This window comes from Parathalassolituus penaei (assembly GCF_026626885.1).
Taxonomy (GTDB): domain Bacteria; phylum Pseudomonadota; class Gammaproteobacteria; order Pseudomonadales; family Oceanobacteraceae; genus Oceanobacter; species Oceanobacter penaei.
The window spans coordinates 217563-233422 of sequence record NZ_JAPNOA010000016.1; the positions used below are offsets into that span (position 1 = coordinate 217563).

The following is a 15860-nucleotide window of genomic DNA, read 5'->3' on the forward strand; positions in this document are numbered from 1 at the left end:
CGCTCATCTGTCAGAATACCGTTTTTGTCAAAAACCGGACATTTTCGATGAATCCAGTTGCTCCCAAACAGAATGAATGCACGGAACGTGCCCATGATATCCAGCCTTTTCACGTAATGGCGTTGCTGGCTGAAGCCCGCCGTTTGCAGGAGGCTGGGCGCGACATTATTCATCTGGCGGTAGGCGAACCGGACTTCCCGACACCGGAGCCAATGGTAGAAGCGGCGGTAAAAGCCCTGCGTGCAGGCCAGACCGGTTACACCCCGGCGTTGGGCATGACGGCACTGCGTGAAAAGATCGCAGCTTATTATCAGCAACGCTTTGGGGTCACCATTCCCGCTGGTCGGATTCTGGTAACGCCCGGTGCTTCCGGTGCCCTGTTACTGCTGGCAGCATCCCGTATTGAAGTGGGGCAAACCCTGATGCTGGCTGATCCGGGCTATCCGTGTAATCGCCAGTTCGCACGGGTTTTCGAAGGTCGTGGCCAGTTGATTCCGAGTGGTCCGGAAACGGCTTTCCAGCTGACTCCACAGATGGTGCGAGAGCACTGGAATGCCAACACCCGCGCGGCTCTGGTGGCCAGCCCGGCCAACCCGACCGGTACGGTGTTGTCGCCACAACAGCTGGTGGATCTGGCCGCGGCTGTGCGTGAACAACAGGGTGAGTTGTGGGTCGACGAGATTTATCAGGGCCTTAACTTTACCGGTGAGGCCCATACCGTGTTGTCGGTGGTCGATGATGCTGCGGTCATTAACAGCTTTTCGAAATACTTCGGTATGACCGGCTGGCGTCTGGGCTGGACGGTGGTGCCGGAGTGCTGGGTAGAACGTATGGATGTGCTGGCCCAGAACCTGTTTCTGGCGCCACCAACACCGGCCCAACATGCGGCGATGGTGGCATTTGAGCCGGACACTCTGGCCATTCTGGAGCAACGCAGGGAGATCCTGCGTGCACGTCGCCAGTGGTTGCTGAAAGCATTGCCGGAGCTGGGCTTTGGTATTCCGGTGGAGCCAGATGGTGCCTTTTATATTTATGCCGATGCCAGCCGGTTTACCGATAACAGCCTGGAGTTTTGCCGTCGTTGTCTGCAAGAGGCGGGGGTTGCGATTACACCGGGTGTTGATTTTGGTGTGTTTGAAGCCAATACCCACATTCGTATTGCCTACAGTGCTGAACTGCCACGTCTGCAGGAAGCCGTTGATCGTCTGGCGGCCTGGCTGCCGAAATGAGGTATCCGCAGCGCCTGCAGCCCGCGATCCTGTTACGCCGGTATAAACGCTTTCTGGCGGATGTTCGTCTGGACTCGGGTGAGGAAATCACCGTGCACTGTGCCAATACCGGTGCCATGACTCATTGTGCGGAGCCAGGCAGCCGGGTGTGGTTGCTGGACAGCCAGAATTCGGCGCGCAAGTACCGGTTCAGCTGGGAATGGACCACCATCGCTGGGCGTTGGCGTGCCTGTATCAATACCGCGCGTGCCAACCAGCTGGTGGCAGAAGCACTGGAAAACCGCTGCCTGCCAGCGCTGGATCAGTGGCAAGAGTTACAGCGTGAGCCGCGCGTTGAAGACGGCCGTCTGGATTTCTGCCTGCATGAGGCCGATGGCCGCAAGGTCTGGGTTGAGGTCAAAAGTGTCACGCTGGTGCGTGCAGCCAGTCTGGCGACGGATGGCGCGCCGGTGGTTTGTTTTCCGGATGCTGTGACCAGTCGCGGACGCAAACATCTGCAGCGTTTGCAGGCGTTGGTCGCCGCTGGTGATCGTGCGGTGCTGCTGTTTTGTGTGGCGGTTGATGATGTTGGTGCGGTCGAGGCCGCTGCGGATATTGATCCTGACTATGCGGACGCTCTGCAGGAGGCTGTGGCGGCTGGCGTTGAAGTGATCTGCGCGCGCGTGCGTTTTACTTCTGACGCCAGTGGCGACCATATGTGGCTGGAGGCCACCCAGGGGTTATTCCGGCAGCCTTGAATGGGGGGCGCTTATCCGCCTGCCAGAATCCCGATCACGCCATCACGGATTTCAACCGCAACGGCCTTGAGTGAGCGTCCACTGCAAGGCCCGGAAATACAGTAACCATCATGAATGGTGAAGAGGGCGGCGTGAGTTGAACACTGGATAAAGTATCCATCGGCATCCAGAAACTGATCCGGTTGCCACTCCAGCCGGATTCCCAGGTGTGGGCAGCTGTTGTGATACGCCACTACCTTGCCTTCCTTGTGAACCAGCACCAGTTCCAGTTTTTTGTCGTTGATCTCCAGATCAAAACCCTTGCTGCTGTCGGCAGGTAACTCCGTCAGTGGGAAAAGGGCAATCCAGTGGTCGGTCATCGAGGGGAACTCCGCAAATTCAATTGCAGCAGCATACCGTCAGAGGTAACAGCCCGGCAAAAAAAAGCCGCTCAATGAGCGGCGAAGCAACCGTGACTAGCTTGATGAGAGAGATCACGACACGGCTTTCGCCGGGTAATGAACACCGGGGCTATCGCTAGCGCCGATGAAGTAAATAATAGTGCTTCTCATTTGCTTCTGTCAATAATGATTCTCATTTAAATTTGAGTGTCTGGCCTGACTTGATGCATTTACTCAGATCGGCTGTGGCGCAGGCGCGTCCCCAGTTCGACCGACATCCGAATCTCGTCGGCGCTGAGTTCCGCCGGAAAATAGCAGCCGCTGATACGGGCGTTGGCAAGGCTTACACCATCCAGGTTGCAGCCACGAAAGTCGATGCCGCGCAGATCGGCTCCCCGCAAGTAACAGTCCCGAATGTCCATGCCACTCAGCAGCAGCCCACGCAGGTCGAGGCCACGTAAATCCATACCGCGCAGGTCGCACGTTTGTCCCGCCTTGATGGCCTGGTTAAACCCCGCAACATCATCATTGCGCAGTTTCTGATACAGCGGATCCTGGCTGATGGCCGGAGAAGTGGTCATGCGATACCTCTTTCTTTAGAGTGAGCCCAACTGAGTATAGATGACACTTCATGGTGCAGACGTCGGACGTATTCCTGCTGACCAACCGCTGGTTTGATGACGAATCGGGAGAAAGCACCACCCTTGAGTTCTGGTGGCATTCTCCCGAGGGCATCATTCGCCAGCAGCTGTTACAACAGGCGGTGTGTTTTATCGAAAGCGCGGATCAGCCAGCTGCCGAACAGATGCTGAAGACGCTGGGCTGGCCGGTTCAGATTCGCCCACTGGCGCTGTCGACCTTTGCCGGAAAACCGGTATCCGCCTGTTATTTGCCCGGCGGTTTTTTGCAGCGCTGGCGAGCACTGCTTGCGGAGCAGCAAATCGTCTTGAGAGAGGCTGATGTCCGTCTCGGCGATCGTTATCTGATGGAGCGTTTTGTTTACGGTGCCGCACGTTTGCAGTGGGATGGGGCAGTTCAGGTATCGGCTGCGGCCGGGTTTGCCGATTGCCAGCAAGGGCGTTTGTCACCCGGCAGTTATCGCCCGCAATTGCGCTGGTTATCGCTGGATATTGAAACCTCGATTCCCCGGCTTGGGGAAGAGATCCGTCTTTATTCCGTTGGTCTGGTGAGTGCTGATCGGCGTCTGGTGCTGGTGGTGGATGAGCATGATGCCGATACCGCAACACGCGCCGACATTGTGCATCTCGCCTGTGAGGCGGATGCACTGCAACGCCTGAATCAGGAGCTGGCCCTGATCGATCCCGATGTGATCATTGGCTGGAATCTGGTGCAGTTTGATATTGAGGTGCTGGTGCGCAAATACCGTCAGCACCGCATCGCCATGAGCTGGGGGCGGGATGGTGAGGCGCTGCGCTGCTGGCAGCGCCGGGATTTGCCCGGTCGTATCCAGATTGCCATGAACGGTCGGTTGGCACTCGATGGCATTGAGCTGTTACGCGCTGCCAGTTACCAGTTCGAGAGTTTTGCCCTCGATGATGTGGCGCGTGAGTTGCTCAGTGATGGCAAGTTGATCACCGGACACGAACGCGGCAGCGGTATCGAACAGGCGTATCAGAAGAATCTTTTGGCCTTTGCCGATTACAACCTGCAGGATTGTGATCTGGTGTGGCGGATTTTTGAGCGCACTCGCCTGCTGGAGTTTGCGATTGAACGCAGTCTGATGACCGGTTTGCCGCTGGATCGTATGGGTGGTTCGGTGGCGGCGTTTGAAAACCTGTATTTGCCGCGGTTGCATCGGGCGGGACGGGTGGCTCCTAATCTGGGCGAGGGTTATCAGGCTGAAAAAAGTCCGGGCGGTTACGTGATGGATTCACGGCCGGGCCTGTTTGAGCACGTGCTGGTGCTGGACTTCAAAAGCCTGTATCCGTCGATTATTCGCACGTTTTGTATCGACCCGCTAGGGCTGGTGGAGGGGCTGGCGGAAGATTCGGCAGACCAGCGTGTGCCGGGCTTTTTTGGTGGGCAATTTCATAAACACCGGCATTTGTTACCGGATCTGATTCGTCAGCTCGGTGAGCGTCGCGATCAGGCCAAACGTGAGGGTAACAAACCGCTGTCGCAAGCCATCAAGATCATCATGGCCTCCTGTTATGGGGTGTTGGGCTCTGAAGGTTGCCGCTTTCACGATACCCGTCTGTCGGCGTCCATTACCAAACGTGGCCATCAGATCATTCTTGAGAGTTCCAGCTGGATTCGTGAGCAGGGCTACGAGGTGATTTATGGGGATACCGACTCGGTGTTTGTGCTGGTCGGTCGTGCTGTCAGTGATAACGAGGCTGATCAGATTGGCCTGACCCTGATGCAGGGGCTGAATCAGTGGTGGCAACAGCGCCTGCAGAGTGAGTTCGGCATCAACAGTTGTCTGGAAATGGAGTATGAAACCCATTACCGGCGCTTTTTTATGCCCGCCATTCGTGGGGCCGACACGGGCAGCAAGAAGCGTTACGCCGGCTTGATCAGCGCTGCCAATGGCGAACCTCAAATGGTTTTCAAGGGGCTGGAGGCCGTGCGCTCGGACTGGACGCCACTGGCTCGCCAGTTCCAGCAGGAACTGTATCGGCGGATTTTTTTGGCAGAACCCTGGCAAGAGTGGCTGCAACAGCAGGTGCAGAATTTGCTGCAGGGGCGGCTGGATCACCTGCTGGTCTATCGCAAACGCCTGCGTCGACCACTGGCGGATTATCAGCGCCAGATTCCCCCTCATGCCCGTGCTGCCGGGCGGCTGGATCAATGGCGGCAGTTGCAGGGATTGCCACCCCGTTATCAACAGCAAGGCGGCTGGATCTGTTACCGCATGGCGGCGGGTGGTCCGGAACCGCTGGTGGACGAAGAGTCCGGCTGTCCACCGTTTCCATTATCGGCCCCGGACTATTCCCATTACCTCGACAAACAGTTACGCCCGGTCGCCGAGGCGATTTTCCAGTTTACCGGTGATGATCCGGAACGCTGGTTACAAGGGCAGGGCTCGCTGTTCTGAGTACGATTGGCATGTGCTGGCAAGCCATGATGGACCACTCAGCCCAGCCCTAATCGTAATGCTTCGCGGGTGGCTTCGGCGCGACTGGATATATTCAGTTTGCGGTAAATATTCTTGATATGGTCGCCCACTGTGTGGCGGGATATTTCCAGAAAACCGCTGATTTCATTGCTGCTGAAACCGCGGGCGATAAGCCCGAGTACCTCCTGTTCGCGCTGGCTCAGGGAATGTTGCGCAGGCTGTGTCTGCGCTTGGGCTCTGACCTGAAATCCATTCAGCAGGCGGCGGGCAATGGATGCCGATAACGGCGGTTGGCCGTCTTCGATGCCCTGTAATTGTCGCACCAGTTGGGCGGTGCTTTGGTCTTTCAGCAAATAGCCCATGGCTCCCGCTTGCAGTGCTGCAAACAGATGCTGGTCATCATCAAAAATGGTGGCCACCACGATGGTGCAGTCGGGCGCGCTCTGTTTTACCTCGGCGATCAGGTCAGTTCCGTCACCGTCTGGCAAACCAAGATCGATCAGCAACAGGTCGCAGCGATTCTCCGTTAGCCACAAGCGGCCGTCATGGAGGTTATCGAACAGCTGGCAGGTGACGCCGGGGAACGTTTGCTGGCAAACCGTGAGCAGAAGTGCCTGCGAGTCTGGCAGGTCTTCAATGATCAGGGCCTGACGAATCTTGTGTGCAGTTTGGGTCATGGTTTCGCCCAGATGGTGGCGGGTAATGTCAGGTGGATGCTGACCTGATCGGCTTGTGGTTGTTGCACGCTGAGGCTGCCACCCAGCTCCTGCAGCCGTCCGCGCAAATTGCGCAGACCGTATCCTTCCTGCCAGTGGTCGGGGCTGGTATGCAGGCCGTTATTGCTGATCTCCATATGCAATGGTGTGCTCATCGACGGTGCAACCGGCATGCTGATGACAATCGCGGTTGGGGTGGCATGGCGGAGAGCGTTGGAGACCAGCTCGCGTAATATCGAGGTCAGAACGCTGCGCACGACAGGTTTCAGGTTGTCGGTCGGTAGCTCGAACGGTACTTGCCAGGTCAGGTGTACAGAGGCGGCTTCGCAACGACCACTGATTTCAATACGCAGGTCTGCAAGGGTGTCGGCAAATGACTGTAACGGTGAATCGATAGCATTGATGGTGCTGCGCAGATCCAGAATGGCATCACGGGCCAGCTCTTCGTTCGGGGTGTTACGCAAACGATGCAGCAGCTTCAGCAAGCGGGCACCGATATTGTCGTGCAGGTCGCGACCGATCCGGCGACGTTCTTCATCAATACCTTGCTGATAATCGCGGCGGTCGTGAATCAGCTGTTCCAGTAATTGGGTAAGGGAGTTGGCAAAGCGGACATCCTGACGGTTGAACAGACGGGCGCCGCGTTGGGCAAATTCGAGAGAAACAGGTGCCAGTTCGCCGTGGCTGGCAATCAGCAGTTGTTGACCATCATTGGCCAGCTGCGCGCTGCCAGTATCTGCGTCCATCCCGTTGGCTCTGTGCAGGTGGAGTGGCTGAAAGTGTGCTTGCAGTAACGCTTGCCAGGCCTGCTGGCGTTGTTCAGGCGGCTGCCAGGCAATCGCTGACAACTGTGGCATCAGGTTGTTATCCGGTTGCCAGGGGGAGCCGACCATCCGATTCCATAACCATTGGCGCAGTGGCAGATAAATCCAGCCGGTCAGGAACAGAGCCAGTCCCATCGACAGATTGTGGCTCAGCCCCATTACTGCCAGCAGCAGATAGTCCAGTAGCAGAATCAGGCCGGAACCTGCCGTCCAGAGCAGGGTGCGGTAACTCCAGATATCCATATCAAAGAGCCGGTAACGGCGTAGTCCGAGGGCAATGCCCAGGTACAGAATCAGAAACAGGGCGATGCTGTCGCTCTGGCTGAATGGTGCATCCAGCCCCAGAAAGTTGACCACCATGCTGTTCCAGCTGATCAGGGTAATGCTGATGAGGATGGAGCTCAGGAACCAGCGTAACGCTGCCCGTTGTAACGGGTTACGGGCACTGGCGCGCCATTGCCAGACGGCCAGCAGCAGGATGGCAATAATTTCCATAAACACCGGCCAGCGTAACAGCAGCTCCAGGTTGTCACTCCATTGCCTGAATTCAATCCAGGCCTGTGCGGCTAATAGCACTGCAAGGCCGGGCCAATAGCGCCACACCGGCAGGCGCTGTGGGTACGTCATAAACAGCATCAGCATAAACGCCACGGTGGCTTCAGTTCCGATATGGTTGATATGGGACAGCCACAACATCCAGTCGGAAGGAACTGACCAGCTGCGGGTGGAGTAAACCGACGCCGCCAGAATCGCAGGCATCAGACAGGCACTGCTGGCAAAAAACAGGCGAGCAGAGGTGTCGTTATGGCGTAACCAGAATACCCAGCCGGAAATAACCAGCGCCAGCAATGCCACCACCTGTTGTAGCCAGAACTCCTTGGGCAAATCCTGCAGCTGACGAGGACGCAAATGGGTCTGCCATTCAACCGGATTACCGTTGGTATCGGTTGCCCGGATCACCAAAGGGGCGTAACCAAATGCAGACCAGAGATCCTGACGCTGGATGATGCGATTGTAGTCCTGGTAACGATCGACAAAGTCGGGGTCTTCGAGGAAGTCGTTTCGTTCCGGAATAATCTGTTGCTGGCGGTTGCTGACGCTGACAGGTATCAAGGGTCTGGACGTTGGGGGGGTATCCGGGTCGGCATCCGCATGCAGGTAAAGGGTGCCGTTTTTGATCAGCCAGTGGCCGTCAAACTGCGGAAGCTGCAATGCCATCCAGATACTGATGGAGCAACAGAATATGGCCAGCAGTGTAGTTGCATGCAGCGCCAGTGAAGGTCGGTTAAATAACAATCCCTTGTTCTCCTCGACTGCTGTGAGGGGAGTAATATCGAGACCAGAGGTACAGCAGAACCGTTGCGCCACTTTCCATGATGGCGACGCAGAATGTCAAATGTTTGTATATTTATGTAAGTGCTCGTTGATCGGGATGGTCGTTTTCGGCTGGTCGAGGCGGTTCGGCAGCCGTTAACGCGGACATAAAAAAAAGCCGCACACCACAAGGGCAGGCGGCTTTGAGGAAGCGGTGCGAATCAGACAGCAGCTGCAGTCAGCATGCCGTACAGTTCGTCTTTCAGAGCAACGCGGCGGACTTTCAGGCCTTCCAGGCGCTCATCGGAAGCAGCTTCTTTCTCTTCTTCGATACGACGCACTTCATGATCCAGTTCGTGATATTCATCGAACAGTTTGGCGAAGTGACGGTTGTTCATTTTCAGTTCGCGGATCTGGTCAGCCATTTCCGGGAATTCGTGGTGCAGGTCGTGAGCTTCGACGATCATGGTGATCTCCTTTTGATTCGCCTTCAGACTAACGTGCCTGCCGCCCGTCCGGTTTGACCTGTGTCAGGGCTTCACCTGTTCAGCTGATTTTCTGAATGGCCTGACCTATCCACTGTTTCAGCTGTGGTGCTGGCAGGGCTCCGGCCAGACGGTCGATTTCTCGGCCCTGGTAAAACAGGATCAGGGTTGGAATGGAGCGAATGCCGTAACGGGCGCTGGTCATCTGCGCTTGTTCGGTATCAACCTTGGCGAAGCGGATATGGTGCTGCAGTTCGCCGCAGACCTCTTTGAAGATGGGCGCCATCATCTTGCAGGGGCCACACCAGTCGGCCCAATAATCCACCAGAACCGGCATTTCGTTTTTGCTGATAAAGCGCTCGAAATCGGCATCGGTCAGATCAACCGGTTTGCCACTGAACAGCTCGTCCTTGCAGCGGCCACATTGGGCTTGCAGTTGCTGTTTGTCGTCTGGGATGCGGTTGATTGCGCCGCAGTGTGGGCAGGTATAGAGCATGGGAGCCTCCGGGGTCGGTATGCTCCCTATATGCGGGTTGGGTTATGGAGATTCAAGGGGCCGGTTTGGTCAGGCCAAAGGCTTGCAGGTGTTCCATAAACTGCTGGTGGTTCATTTCGCCGGTAATGCGGGCTTCACTGATTTCCTTGCCCTGATTCAGGAACAGGATGGTCGGAGGACCAAAAATCGCCTGGCTTTTCAGGAAGGCAATCTGTTCCGGGGTCTGGTCGGTAATGTCGAGCTGTACCCAGCGCATGTGGGACAGGGCGCCCTGAACATCCGTCTGGGAAAACACTTCTTCATCCATAATCTTGCAGCTGATGCACCAGTCGGCATACAGGTCGAGCATCACCCGATTGTTGCTGGCCAGCAGGCTGTTGACCCGACTGACATCGGCGGTGCGTTCAAAAGGAGCCTTGTTACGCTCTGGTCCGGCTTGAGTAAATCCTGTGAGCGGTTGCAGTGGATTGCTGTTTCCTTGAAGTGAGCCGATCAGGGCGCTGGCGCCGTAAATCAGCAGCACCCAGGCCAGTCCTTTGATCAGACGCGCAGCACCGGCAGCAGCCTGATCAAAGGCGCCCAGATAAATGGCATAAACAGTGGCCAGCACACCCCACAGGGCAAGGCTTAGCGATTCTGGCAGCAGGCGTGCCAGTAACCAGATGGCCACCGCCAGCAGCAGTACACCAAACAGGCTGCGCACCTGATTCATCCACATACCGGCCTTGGGCAGCAGGCTGGCGCCACTGGTGGCCAGAATAATCAGTGGTGCTCCCATGCCAAGCCCCAATGCCAGCAGGGCACTGCCGCCGAGCCAGGCATCACCGGTACTGCCGATATACACCAGGGCTCCGGCCAGTGGTGCTGACACACATGGGGAAACCACCAGAGCGGACAGGATGCCAATCACCAGCACGCCCACAAACTGGCCGCCTTGCTGTTGCTGGCTGAGGTTATTCAGACGATTACGAATGGCGGAGGGCAGTTGCAGTTCGTAGAGGCCAAACATCGACAAGGCCAGCGCCACAAACAGTACGCTGAACACAACCAGCACTGCGGGGGTTTGCATCCAGGCTTGCAGGTTGGCTCCTGCCCCCAGCAAACCAACGGTAACACCTGCCAGTGCATAGGTCGTTGCCATCCCCAGTACATAGGTGGTCGACAGTAGCAGGGCGCGTTGGCGGTTCACCTGGCCATTGGCCGATTGCCCCAGCACAACGCTGGTCAGAATCGGTACCATCGGTAATACACAGGGAGTGAAGGTCAGACCCAGTCCCAATAGAAAAAACAGTCCAACCACGGCTGGCCATGAGCGGCCGCTGAACAGGCTGTTGCTGACGCTATTGCCGAAAGGTTCAGCCTGAGCAGGGGTAGCCGGGCTGGCGGCGGTGTTAGCGGTTGTGCTGGCTGCTGTGCTGACGCTGGCTATCGGGGGTGTTTGCTGGCTGTTATCGGTCTGGCTGTTGTTGGTGGTGCTAGCCGGATTGGTCGTTACTGCACTTGCCTGCAGATCGGCCAGCACTTCAAACGTGACTTTCTGGGGGGGATAACACAGACCGGCTTCGGCGCAGCCCTGATAAGTCAGGGTGGCGGGGCCAGGTTGAAGGGATGACAGATAAAACTCGGCATCCAGATCGCCGTGAAAAACCGTGACCAGGCCAAAGGCTTCATCCTGTTTCTCTTCACCTTTGGTAATGGCACCGTTGTGCAGAAAACGGCTGGCATCAACGCTGGCCGAGCCTTGCTGGACCTTGATGCGGTGCTGATACAGGTAATAACCGTCGGCGGAAGTCCAGCTGGCAATCAGGAACTTGCCTTGTACATCGGTTCGTAATGGAAAAGCCTGTTCTACCGGCAAAAACTGCGGTTCTTCAGAGGATTTACCAGTCAGGCTGTCGAGCAGCCCGGCCTGAACGGAGTTGGTCAGCAGACCAGACAGGGATACCAGCAACAGCAGCAGTCGCAGCATACGAACCTCAGACCGATCCGAAAAGTTGAACATGAGCCGGGCGAACCCGACTCATTGAAGATTAGCGTGTGCGCTGAGCAGCAATCACTGCCAGCGCCATCAAAGCGGTTTTGGCAGCAGAGTCTGGCAGAAGTTGCAGGGCTTGCTGGGCACGGGCAACCGAGTCGTTGGCTTTCTGGCGGGTGTATTCCATGGAGCCGCAGCGTTTTACCACTTCCATCACCGCCGACATATCCTCGAGACCACCTTTGCGAATGGCCTGACGCACCAGTTTGCGGCCTTCTTCATCGGCGTTGGCCATGGCGTGAATCAGGGGCAGGGTTGGTTTGCCTTCAGCAAGGTCGTCACCAACGTTTTTGCCCAGCTCTTCACTGTTGCCTTCGTAATCAAGTACGTCGTCGATCAGCTGGAATGCCAGACCGAGTTCCTTGCCGTACTGACGCATGGCTTCCTGAACCTCGGCCGGGGCATTCAGCAGGGCGGCAGCACCATGGGTGGAGGCTTCGAACAGCTGTGCTGTCTTGCCCTGAATCACCATCATGTACTGCTCTTCGGTAGTGTTCGGGTTGCGAACGTTGGTCAGCTGCAGCACTTCACCTTCGGCAATCACGCAGGTGGTGGTCGACAGAATATCCATGACCTTCAGGTTGGCCAGTTCAACCAGCATCATAAAGGAGCGGCTGTAGAGAAAGTCGCCAACCAGAACGGAAGGTGCGTTACCCCACTTGGCGTTAGCCGTCGGGTTACCGCGACGCATGTCCGAGGTATCGACCACGTCGTCATGCAGCAGGGTAGCGGTGTGCAGGAACTCAATAATGGCGGCCAGTTTGACGGCACCGTCGCCACAATGTCCAAGGGCGTGGGATGTCAGCAATACCAGCAATGGGCGGATGCGTTTGCCGCCGCTGTTCACAATATACTCGGCGATTTTTTCGACCAGCGGTACACGAGAGGCCAACTGTTCGTTGATCAACTGGTCTACAGCGTGGAAGTCATCGCCAACCAGGGCGAGAATGTCGGCAAGTTGCATGGTCTGTGCCTGAGCGGGTGTGGATTGCATGATAAAAGTCAGCCCCTGGAAGTCTGGCGCCATGCTAGGGAGCACTGGCTTGGCTGTCAAGAATGCCAAAGTTTCGGACTTGCAACAGAAGGTTGTCTGGGGTATAGTCTCGCGCCCGAAAAACGCTCCCTGCCATATGGTAACCCGGTCGTTACCAGTAGAAGCAGGCCATCTAAGCAGCGACGAGGGTCAGATATCCCGGTGTCCGGATCTGCTGGTGCAGATCGGTTCAGTGCACCGGTTATTCATATGCGGAGAACAGAATGTACGCAGTAGTTATTACCGGCGGTAAACAATACCGTGTGGAAGAAGGTCAAACCCTGAAAGTTGAAAAGCTGGAACTGGCTACCGGTGAAGCGGTTCAACTGGAAAAAGTTCTGCTGATCGGCAACGGCGACGACGTAAAAATCGGTACCCCAGTTGTTGAAGGCGCCAAGGTAACTGCAGAAGTTATCGCTCACGGTCGTCACAAGAAAGTGAAGATCCTGAAGTTCAAGCGTCGTAAGCACCACATGAAGCAAATGGGCCACCGTCAGTGGTTCACTGAACTGAAAATCACCAGCATCGCTGGCTAATTTTTGTAAATTCACCCCCGGGGCCCGTGTCGGCGCAAGTTGCCAGACCACATCCGCAGTGTTGTAGTGGCTCCATTAAAGGAGAAGTCTCATGGCTCACAAAAAAGCTGGTGGTAGTACTCGTAACGGTCGTGATTCCGAGAGTAAACGCCTTGGTGTCAAACTGTTCGGTGGCCAGGTTGCCAAAGCTGGTGCCATCATTGTTCGTCAGCGCGGCACTCGTATGCACGCTGGTTCCAACGTTCGCGTAGGTCGTGACCACACTCTGTTCGCTACTGCTGAAGGCGTAGTGACCTTTGAAGTGAAAGGTGCTGACAATCGCAAGACCGTTAGCGTCGTTCCTGCCTGATTCCTGAATAACTGCCTCGTATGAGGTAGTCAGGTGACCTGCAGGTCGAGCCAAGCGCCCTGACTGTTAACAGTTGGGGCGTTTTTGTTTGTTCAACAGAACCCGTATTTGAAACGGGTCTGATTCCAGTGGGACGAAATCATGAAATTCGTTGATGAAGCGCGCATCACAGTTGAAGCGGGCAAGGGCGGCAACGGCTGTATGAGCTTCCGTCGCGAAAAATTCATTCCCAAAGGTGGCCCCGATGGTGGTGATGGCGGCGACGGTGGTTCGATTTTTCTGCAAGCAGATGACTCTCTGAACACCCTGATCGATTTCCGGTATACCCGTCGTTATCGTGCCCAGAACGGTCAGAACGGCATGAGCTGTAACTGTACCGGTGCCAAAGGGGAAGATCTGATCCTGCGTGTGCCTGTGGGCACTACTGCGATTGATGAAGACACCGGTGAAACCCTGGGTGACCTGACCGAAGCTGGTCAGCAGCTGATGGTTGTGCGTGGTGGTTTTCACGGACTGGGTAACACCCGTTACAAGTCCAGTGCTAACCAGGCGCCACGTCAGACCAAGCCGGGTCAGGACGGTGAATCCCGTAACCTCAAGCTGGAACTGAAAGTTCTGGCGGATGTGGGCTTGCTGGGTCTGCCAAATGCCGGTAAATCGACCCTGATTCGTGCGGTATCCGCAGCCAAGCCAAAAGTGGCCGATTATCCATTTACCACCCTGGTTCCTAACCTGGGTGTGGTATCCATTGAACAGCACCGCAGCTTTGTGATCGCCGACATTCCGGGTCTGATCGAAGGTGCGTCAGACGGTGCTGGTCTGGGCGTGCGTTTCCTTAAGCATCTGGTTCGTACCCACCTGCTGCTGCACATTGTTGATATGTGCCCGCCAGATGGTGCTGATCCAGCGGACAATGCACTGACCATTATTAACGAGCTGGAGCACTTCTCTCCGGGTCTGGCGGCGCGTGACCGCTGGCTGGTGCTGAACAAGCTCGATTTGCTGGATCCTGAAGAGCGCAAAGAGCGTTGTCAGGCGGTTGTCGACAAGCTGGGCTGGACGGGGCCGGTATTCAGTGTGACAGCGCTGACCAAAACCGGTACGTTCGAACTGAGTTGCCGGATCATGGAATACATTGAGGCTCGTCGCCTGCGTGCGCTGGAAGACGAAGACTTTGCTGAGCAGATTCGCCAGGAACGTGAGCTGGTGGAAGCGGAAGCACGTGAGCGTATTGAAGATCTGGAAGAGCGTCGTCGCCTCGAACGCGCCATGCGTGCGGAAGAAGATGGTGATGACGATGATGAGGATAATGGCGTAGAGGTCATCTACGTTCGCGAGTAATCACGTCGACCTCCGGGACGGGGTTACCTGCGCCAGTTGGCGTGAGAAAAGGTGTCTGTAATGGCAGTAGATGAGATGCAGCAGTATCAGGAAAGCCGTGAACGCCTGGCGAAGCAAAAGCGCTGGGTCATCAAGATTGGCAGCGCCTTGCTGACCAATGACGGTAAGGGGCTGAACCGTGAAGGTATGCAGTCCTGGGTTGATCAGATGGCCGAGCTGCAGAAGCTGGGTCACGAGATTATTCTGGTGTCGTCCGGTTCAGTGGCTGAGGGCATGAAGCGCCTTGGTCTCAAGAAGCGACCGGATGAGGTGCATCAACTGCAGGCTGCGGCTGCCGTCGGGCAGATGGGGCTGGTGCAGGCTTATGAAACCGCCTTTGGCAAACATGAGCGTCTGACTGCCCAGGTACTGCTGACTCATGATGATCTCAGCAATCGTACTCGTTATCTGAATGCCCGCAGCACTCTGCGTACTCTGATGAGTATGGGGGTGGTGCCGGTCATCAACGAAAACGACACTGTTGTTACCGATGAAATCTGCTTTGGGGATAACGATACTCTGGGGGCTCTGGTTGCCAACCTGGTCGAAGCCGATGTGTTGGTGATTCTGACTGACCAGCAAGGGTTGTTTACGGCTGATCCGCGCTCCAATCCGGATGCCCGTCTTGTTGTTGAGGGGCGTGCCTCTGATCCTGCTTACGCCGCGATGGCAGGCGGTGGTGGCATTCTCGGTCGTGGTGGCATGGTTACCAAGGTCCGCGCAGCAACACTGGCGGCCCGTTCCGGTGCTGATACCGTGATTGTCGGCGGTCGTATTGATCAGGTGCTGACTCGACTGCGAGCCGGTGAGTTGATTGGCACGCTGATGCTGGCCGACAAGGAGCCGGTAGCAGCCCGCAAGCAGTGGATTGCTGGCCATCTGCAGACTCGTGGTGATCTGATTCTGGACGATGGTGCGGTGCGCGCTTTGCGCGAAGGTCGTCGCAGTCTGCTGCCGATTGGTGTGGTGGCGGCCAATGGTCGTTTTGAGCGTGGCGAGGTGGTGGCCTGCAAAGACGAGCGTGGCGAGTTGGTGGCGAAAGGGCTGGTGAATTACAGTCGTACTGAAGCTGTCAAGATTCTCAAAACACCATCCAGTGGATTGGAACAGGCGCTTGGTTATGTTGCTGAGCCCGAGATGATCCATCGCGATAATCTGGTGGTACTCTGATACAGGATTGTCCGGTACTGGTGTGACATAAGTGCTGGATGCTGCTGTGGGGTTGTATCTGTATATGCAGCCCAAAATTCATTCCTATATAACGAGG

Annotated in this window: 15 protein-coding genes; 7 read left to right on the top strand and 8 right to left on the bottom strand. The window is 56.4% G+C overall.

Translation table 11 applies throughout. The features are described 5' to 3' along the window. The first annotated feature begins 47 nt into the window (after nt 1–47). Nucleotides 48–1229 carry a pyridoxal phosphate-dependent aminotransferase gene (locus OUO13_RS04185; RefSeq protein ID WP_283172596.1) on the top strand — a complete coding sequence of 394 codons (1182 nt, stop codon included), beginning with the start codon at nt 48–50 and terminating at the stop codon, nt 1227–1229. Then, a complete protein-coding gene (gene sfsA / locus OUO13_RS04190; protein ID WP_283172597.1) occupies nt 1226–1966 on the top strand; it encodes a DNA/RNA nuclease SfsA in 741 nt (246 codons plus the stop codon). The genes OUO13_RS04185 and sfsA overlap by 4 nt, the downstream gene beginning before the upstream one ends. An 11-nt stretch (nt 1967–1977) precedes the next feature. Here sfsA and OUO13_RS04195 read toward each other — a convergent pair whose 3' ends face one another. Together OUO13_RS04195 and OUO13_RS04200 are read right to left on the bottom strand one after the other, a co-directional pair. After that, complete coding sequence (locus OUO13_RS04195; protein WP_283172598.1) at nt 1978–2325, bottom strand: Rieske (2Fe-2S) protein; 348 nt, start codon at nt 2323–2325, stop codon at nt 1978–1980. Between the two features lie 251 nt (nt 2326–2576). Next, on the bottom strand, nt 2577–2927 hold the full coding sequence (locus OUO13_RS04200; protein ID WP_283172599.1) for a pentapeptide repeat-containing protein: 351 nt from the start codon (nt 2925–2927) through the stop codon (nt 2577–2579). 50 nt (nt 2928–2977) lie between these two features. Here OUO13_RS04200 and OUO13_RS04205 point away from each other — a divergent pair, with 50 nt between their 5' ends. Further along, nucleotides 2978–5404, top strand: a complete 2427-nt coding sequence (locus OUO13_RS04205; RefSeq protein WP_283172600.1) for a DNA polymerase II — start codon at nt 2978–2980, stop codon at nt 5402–5404. Between the two features lie 38 nt (nt 5405–5442). Here OUO13_RS04205 and OUO13_RS04210 read toward each other — a convergent pair whose 3' ends face one another. The 6 genes from OUO13_RS04210 to OUO13_RS04235 all read right to left on the bottom strand — a co-directional run bounded on the left by OUO13_RS04210 (nt 5443) and on the right by OUO13_RS04235 (nt 12259). Next, complete coding sequence (locus tag OUO13_RS04210) at nt 5443–6102, bottom strand: response regulator (protein ID WP_283172601.1); 660 nt, start codon at nt 6100–6102, stop codon at nt 5443–5445. Next, entirely contained in the window at nt 6099–8261 is a 2163-nt protein-coding gene (locus OUO13_RS04215; RefSeq protein WP_283172602.1) for a sensor histidine kinase, read from the bottom strand. Before OUO13_RS04215 ends, OUO13_RS04210 begins: the two co-directional genes overlap by 4 nt. A gap of 239 nt (nt 8262–8500) precedes the next feature. Then, a complete protein-coding gene (locus OUO13_RS04220) occupies nt 8501–8746 on the bottom strand; it encodes an HP1242/YdcH family protein (protein WP_283172603.1) in 246 nt (81 codons plus the stop codon). A 79-nt stretch (nt 8747–8825) separates the two neighbouring features. Then, a complete protein-coding gene (trxC, locus tag OUO13_RS04225; RefSeq protein ID WP_283172604.1) occupies nt 8826–9260 on the bottom strand; it encodes a thioredoxin TrxC in 435 nt (144 codons plus the stop codon). Between the two features lie 52 nt (nt 9261–9312). Beyond that, complete coding sequence (gene dsbD / locus OUO13_RS04230; RefSeq protein ID WP_283172605.1) at nt 9313–11229, bottom strand: protein-disulfide reductase DsbD; 1917 nt, start codon at nt 11227–11229, stop codon at nt 9313–9315. Nucleotides 11230–11290: 61 nt separating this feature from the next. Continuing rightward, nucleotides 11291–12259 (bottom strand): polyprenyl synthetase family protein, encoded by a 969-nt coding sequence (locus OUO13_RS04235; protein WP_346429334.1) that lies wholly within the window; start codon nt 12257–12259, stop codon nt 11291–11293. Between the two features lie 293 nt (nt 12260–12552). Here OUO13_RS04235 and rplU point away from each other — a divergent pair, with 293 nt between their 5' ends. The 4 genes from rplU (at nt 12553) to proB (ending at nt 15763) form a co-directional block, all read left to right on the top strand. Beyond that, on the top strand, nt 12553–12864 hold the full coding sequence (gene rplU, locus OUO13_RS04240) for a 50S ribosomal protein L21 (protein ID WP_283172607.1): 312 nt from the start codon (nt 12553–12555) through the stop codon (nt 12862–12864). A gap of 91 nt (nt 12865–12955) precedes the next feature. Then, a complete protein-coding gene (gene rpmA / locus OUO13_RS04245) occupies nt 12956–13213 on the top strand; it encodes a 50S ribosomal protein L27 (RefSeq protein ID WP_283172608.1) in 258 nt (85 codons plus the stop codon). A 141-nt stretch (nt 13214–13354) separates the two neighbouring features. Then, nucleotides 13355–14554, top strand: coding sequence for an Obg family GTPase CgtA (gene cgtA / locus OUO13_RS04250; RefSeq protein ID WP_283172609.1), 1200 nt, complete (start codon nt 13355–13357; stop codon nt 14552–14554). A gap of 60 nt (nt 14555–14614) precedes the next feature. After that, entirely contained in the window at nt 14615–15763 is a 1149-nt protein-coding gene (proB, locus tag OUO13_RS04255; RefSeq protein ID WP_283172610.1) for a glutamate 5-kinase, read from the top strand. Nucleotides 15764–15860: the final 97 nt, after the last annotated feature.

Excerpts from the sequence above, each read along its gene's own strand:
- OUO13_RS04185 (WP_283172596.1), top strand. The coding sequence starts at position 48 with ATGAATCCAGTTGCTCCCAAACAGAATGAATGCACGGAACGTGCCCAT.
- sfsA (WP_283172597.1), top strand. The coding sequence starts at position 1,226 with ATGAGGTATCCGCAGCGCCTGCAGCCCGCGATCCTGTTACGCCGGTAT.
- OUO13_RS04195 (WP_283172598.1), bottom strand. The coding sequence starts at position 2,325 with ATGACCGACCACTGGATTGCCCTTTTCCCACTGACGGAGTTACCTGCC.
- OUO13_RS04200 (WP_283172599.1), bottom strand. The coding sequence starts at position 2,927 with ATGACCACTTCTCCGGCCATCAGCCAGGATCCGCTGTATCAGAAACTG.
- OUO13_RS04205 (WP_283172600.1), top strand. The coding sequence starts at position 2,978 with ATGGTGCAGACGTCGGACGTATTCCTGCTGACCAACCGCTGGTTTGAT.
- OUO13_RS04210 (WP_283172601.1), bottom strand. The coding sequence starts at position 6,102 with ATGACCCAAACTGCACACAAGATTCGTCAGGCCCTGATCATTGAAGAC.
- OUO13_RS04220 (WP_283172603.1), bottom strand. The coding sequence starts at position 8,746 with ATGATCGTCGAAGCTCACGACCTGCACCACGAATTCCCGGAAATGGCT.
- trxC (WP_283172604.1), bottom strand. The coding sequence starts at position 9,260 with ATGCTCTATACCTGCCCACACTGCGGCGCAATCAACCGCATCCCAGAC.
- dsbD (WP_283172605.1), bottom strand. The coding sequence starts at position 11,229 with ATGCTGCGACTGCTGCTGTTGCTGGTATCCCTGTCTGGTCTGCTGACC.
- OUO13_RS04235 (WP_346429334.1), bottom strand. The coding sequence starts at position 12,259 with ATGCAACTTGCCGACATTCTCGCCCTGGTTGGCGATGACTTCCACGCT.
- rplU (WP_283172607.1), top strand. The coding sequence starts at position 12,553 with ATGTACGCAGTAGTTATTACCGGCGGTAAACAATACCGTGTGGAAGAA.
- rpmA (WP_283172608.1), top strand. The coding sequence starts at position 12,956 with ATGGCTCACAAAAAAGCTGGTGGTAGTACTCGTAACGGTCGTGATTCC.
- cgtA (WP_283172609.1), top strand. The coding sequence starts at position 13,355 with ATGAAATTCGTTGATGAAGCGCGCATCACAGTTGAAGCGGGCAAGGGC.
- proB (WP_283172610.1), top strand. The coding sequence starts at position 14,615 with ATGGCAGTAGATGAGATGCAGCAGTATCAGGAAAGCCGTGAACGCCTG.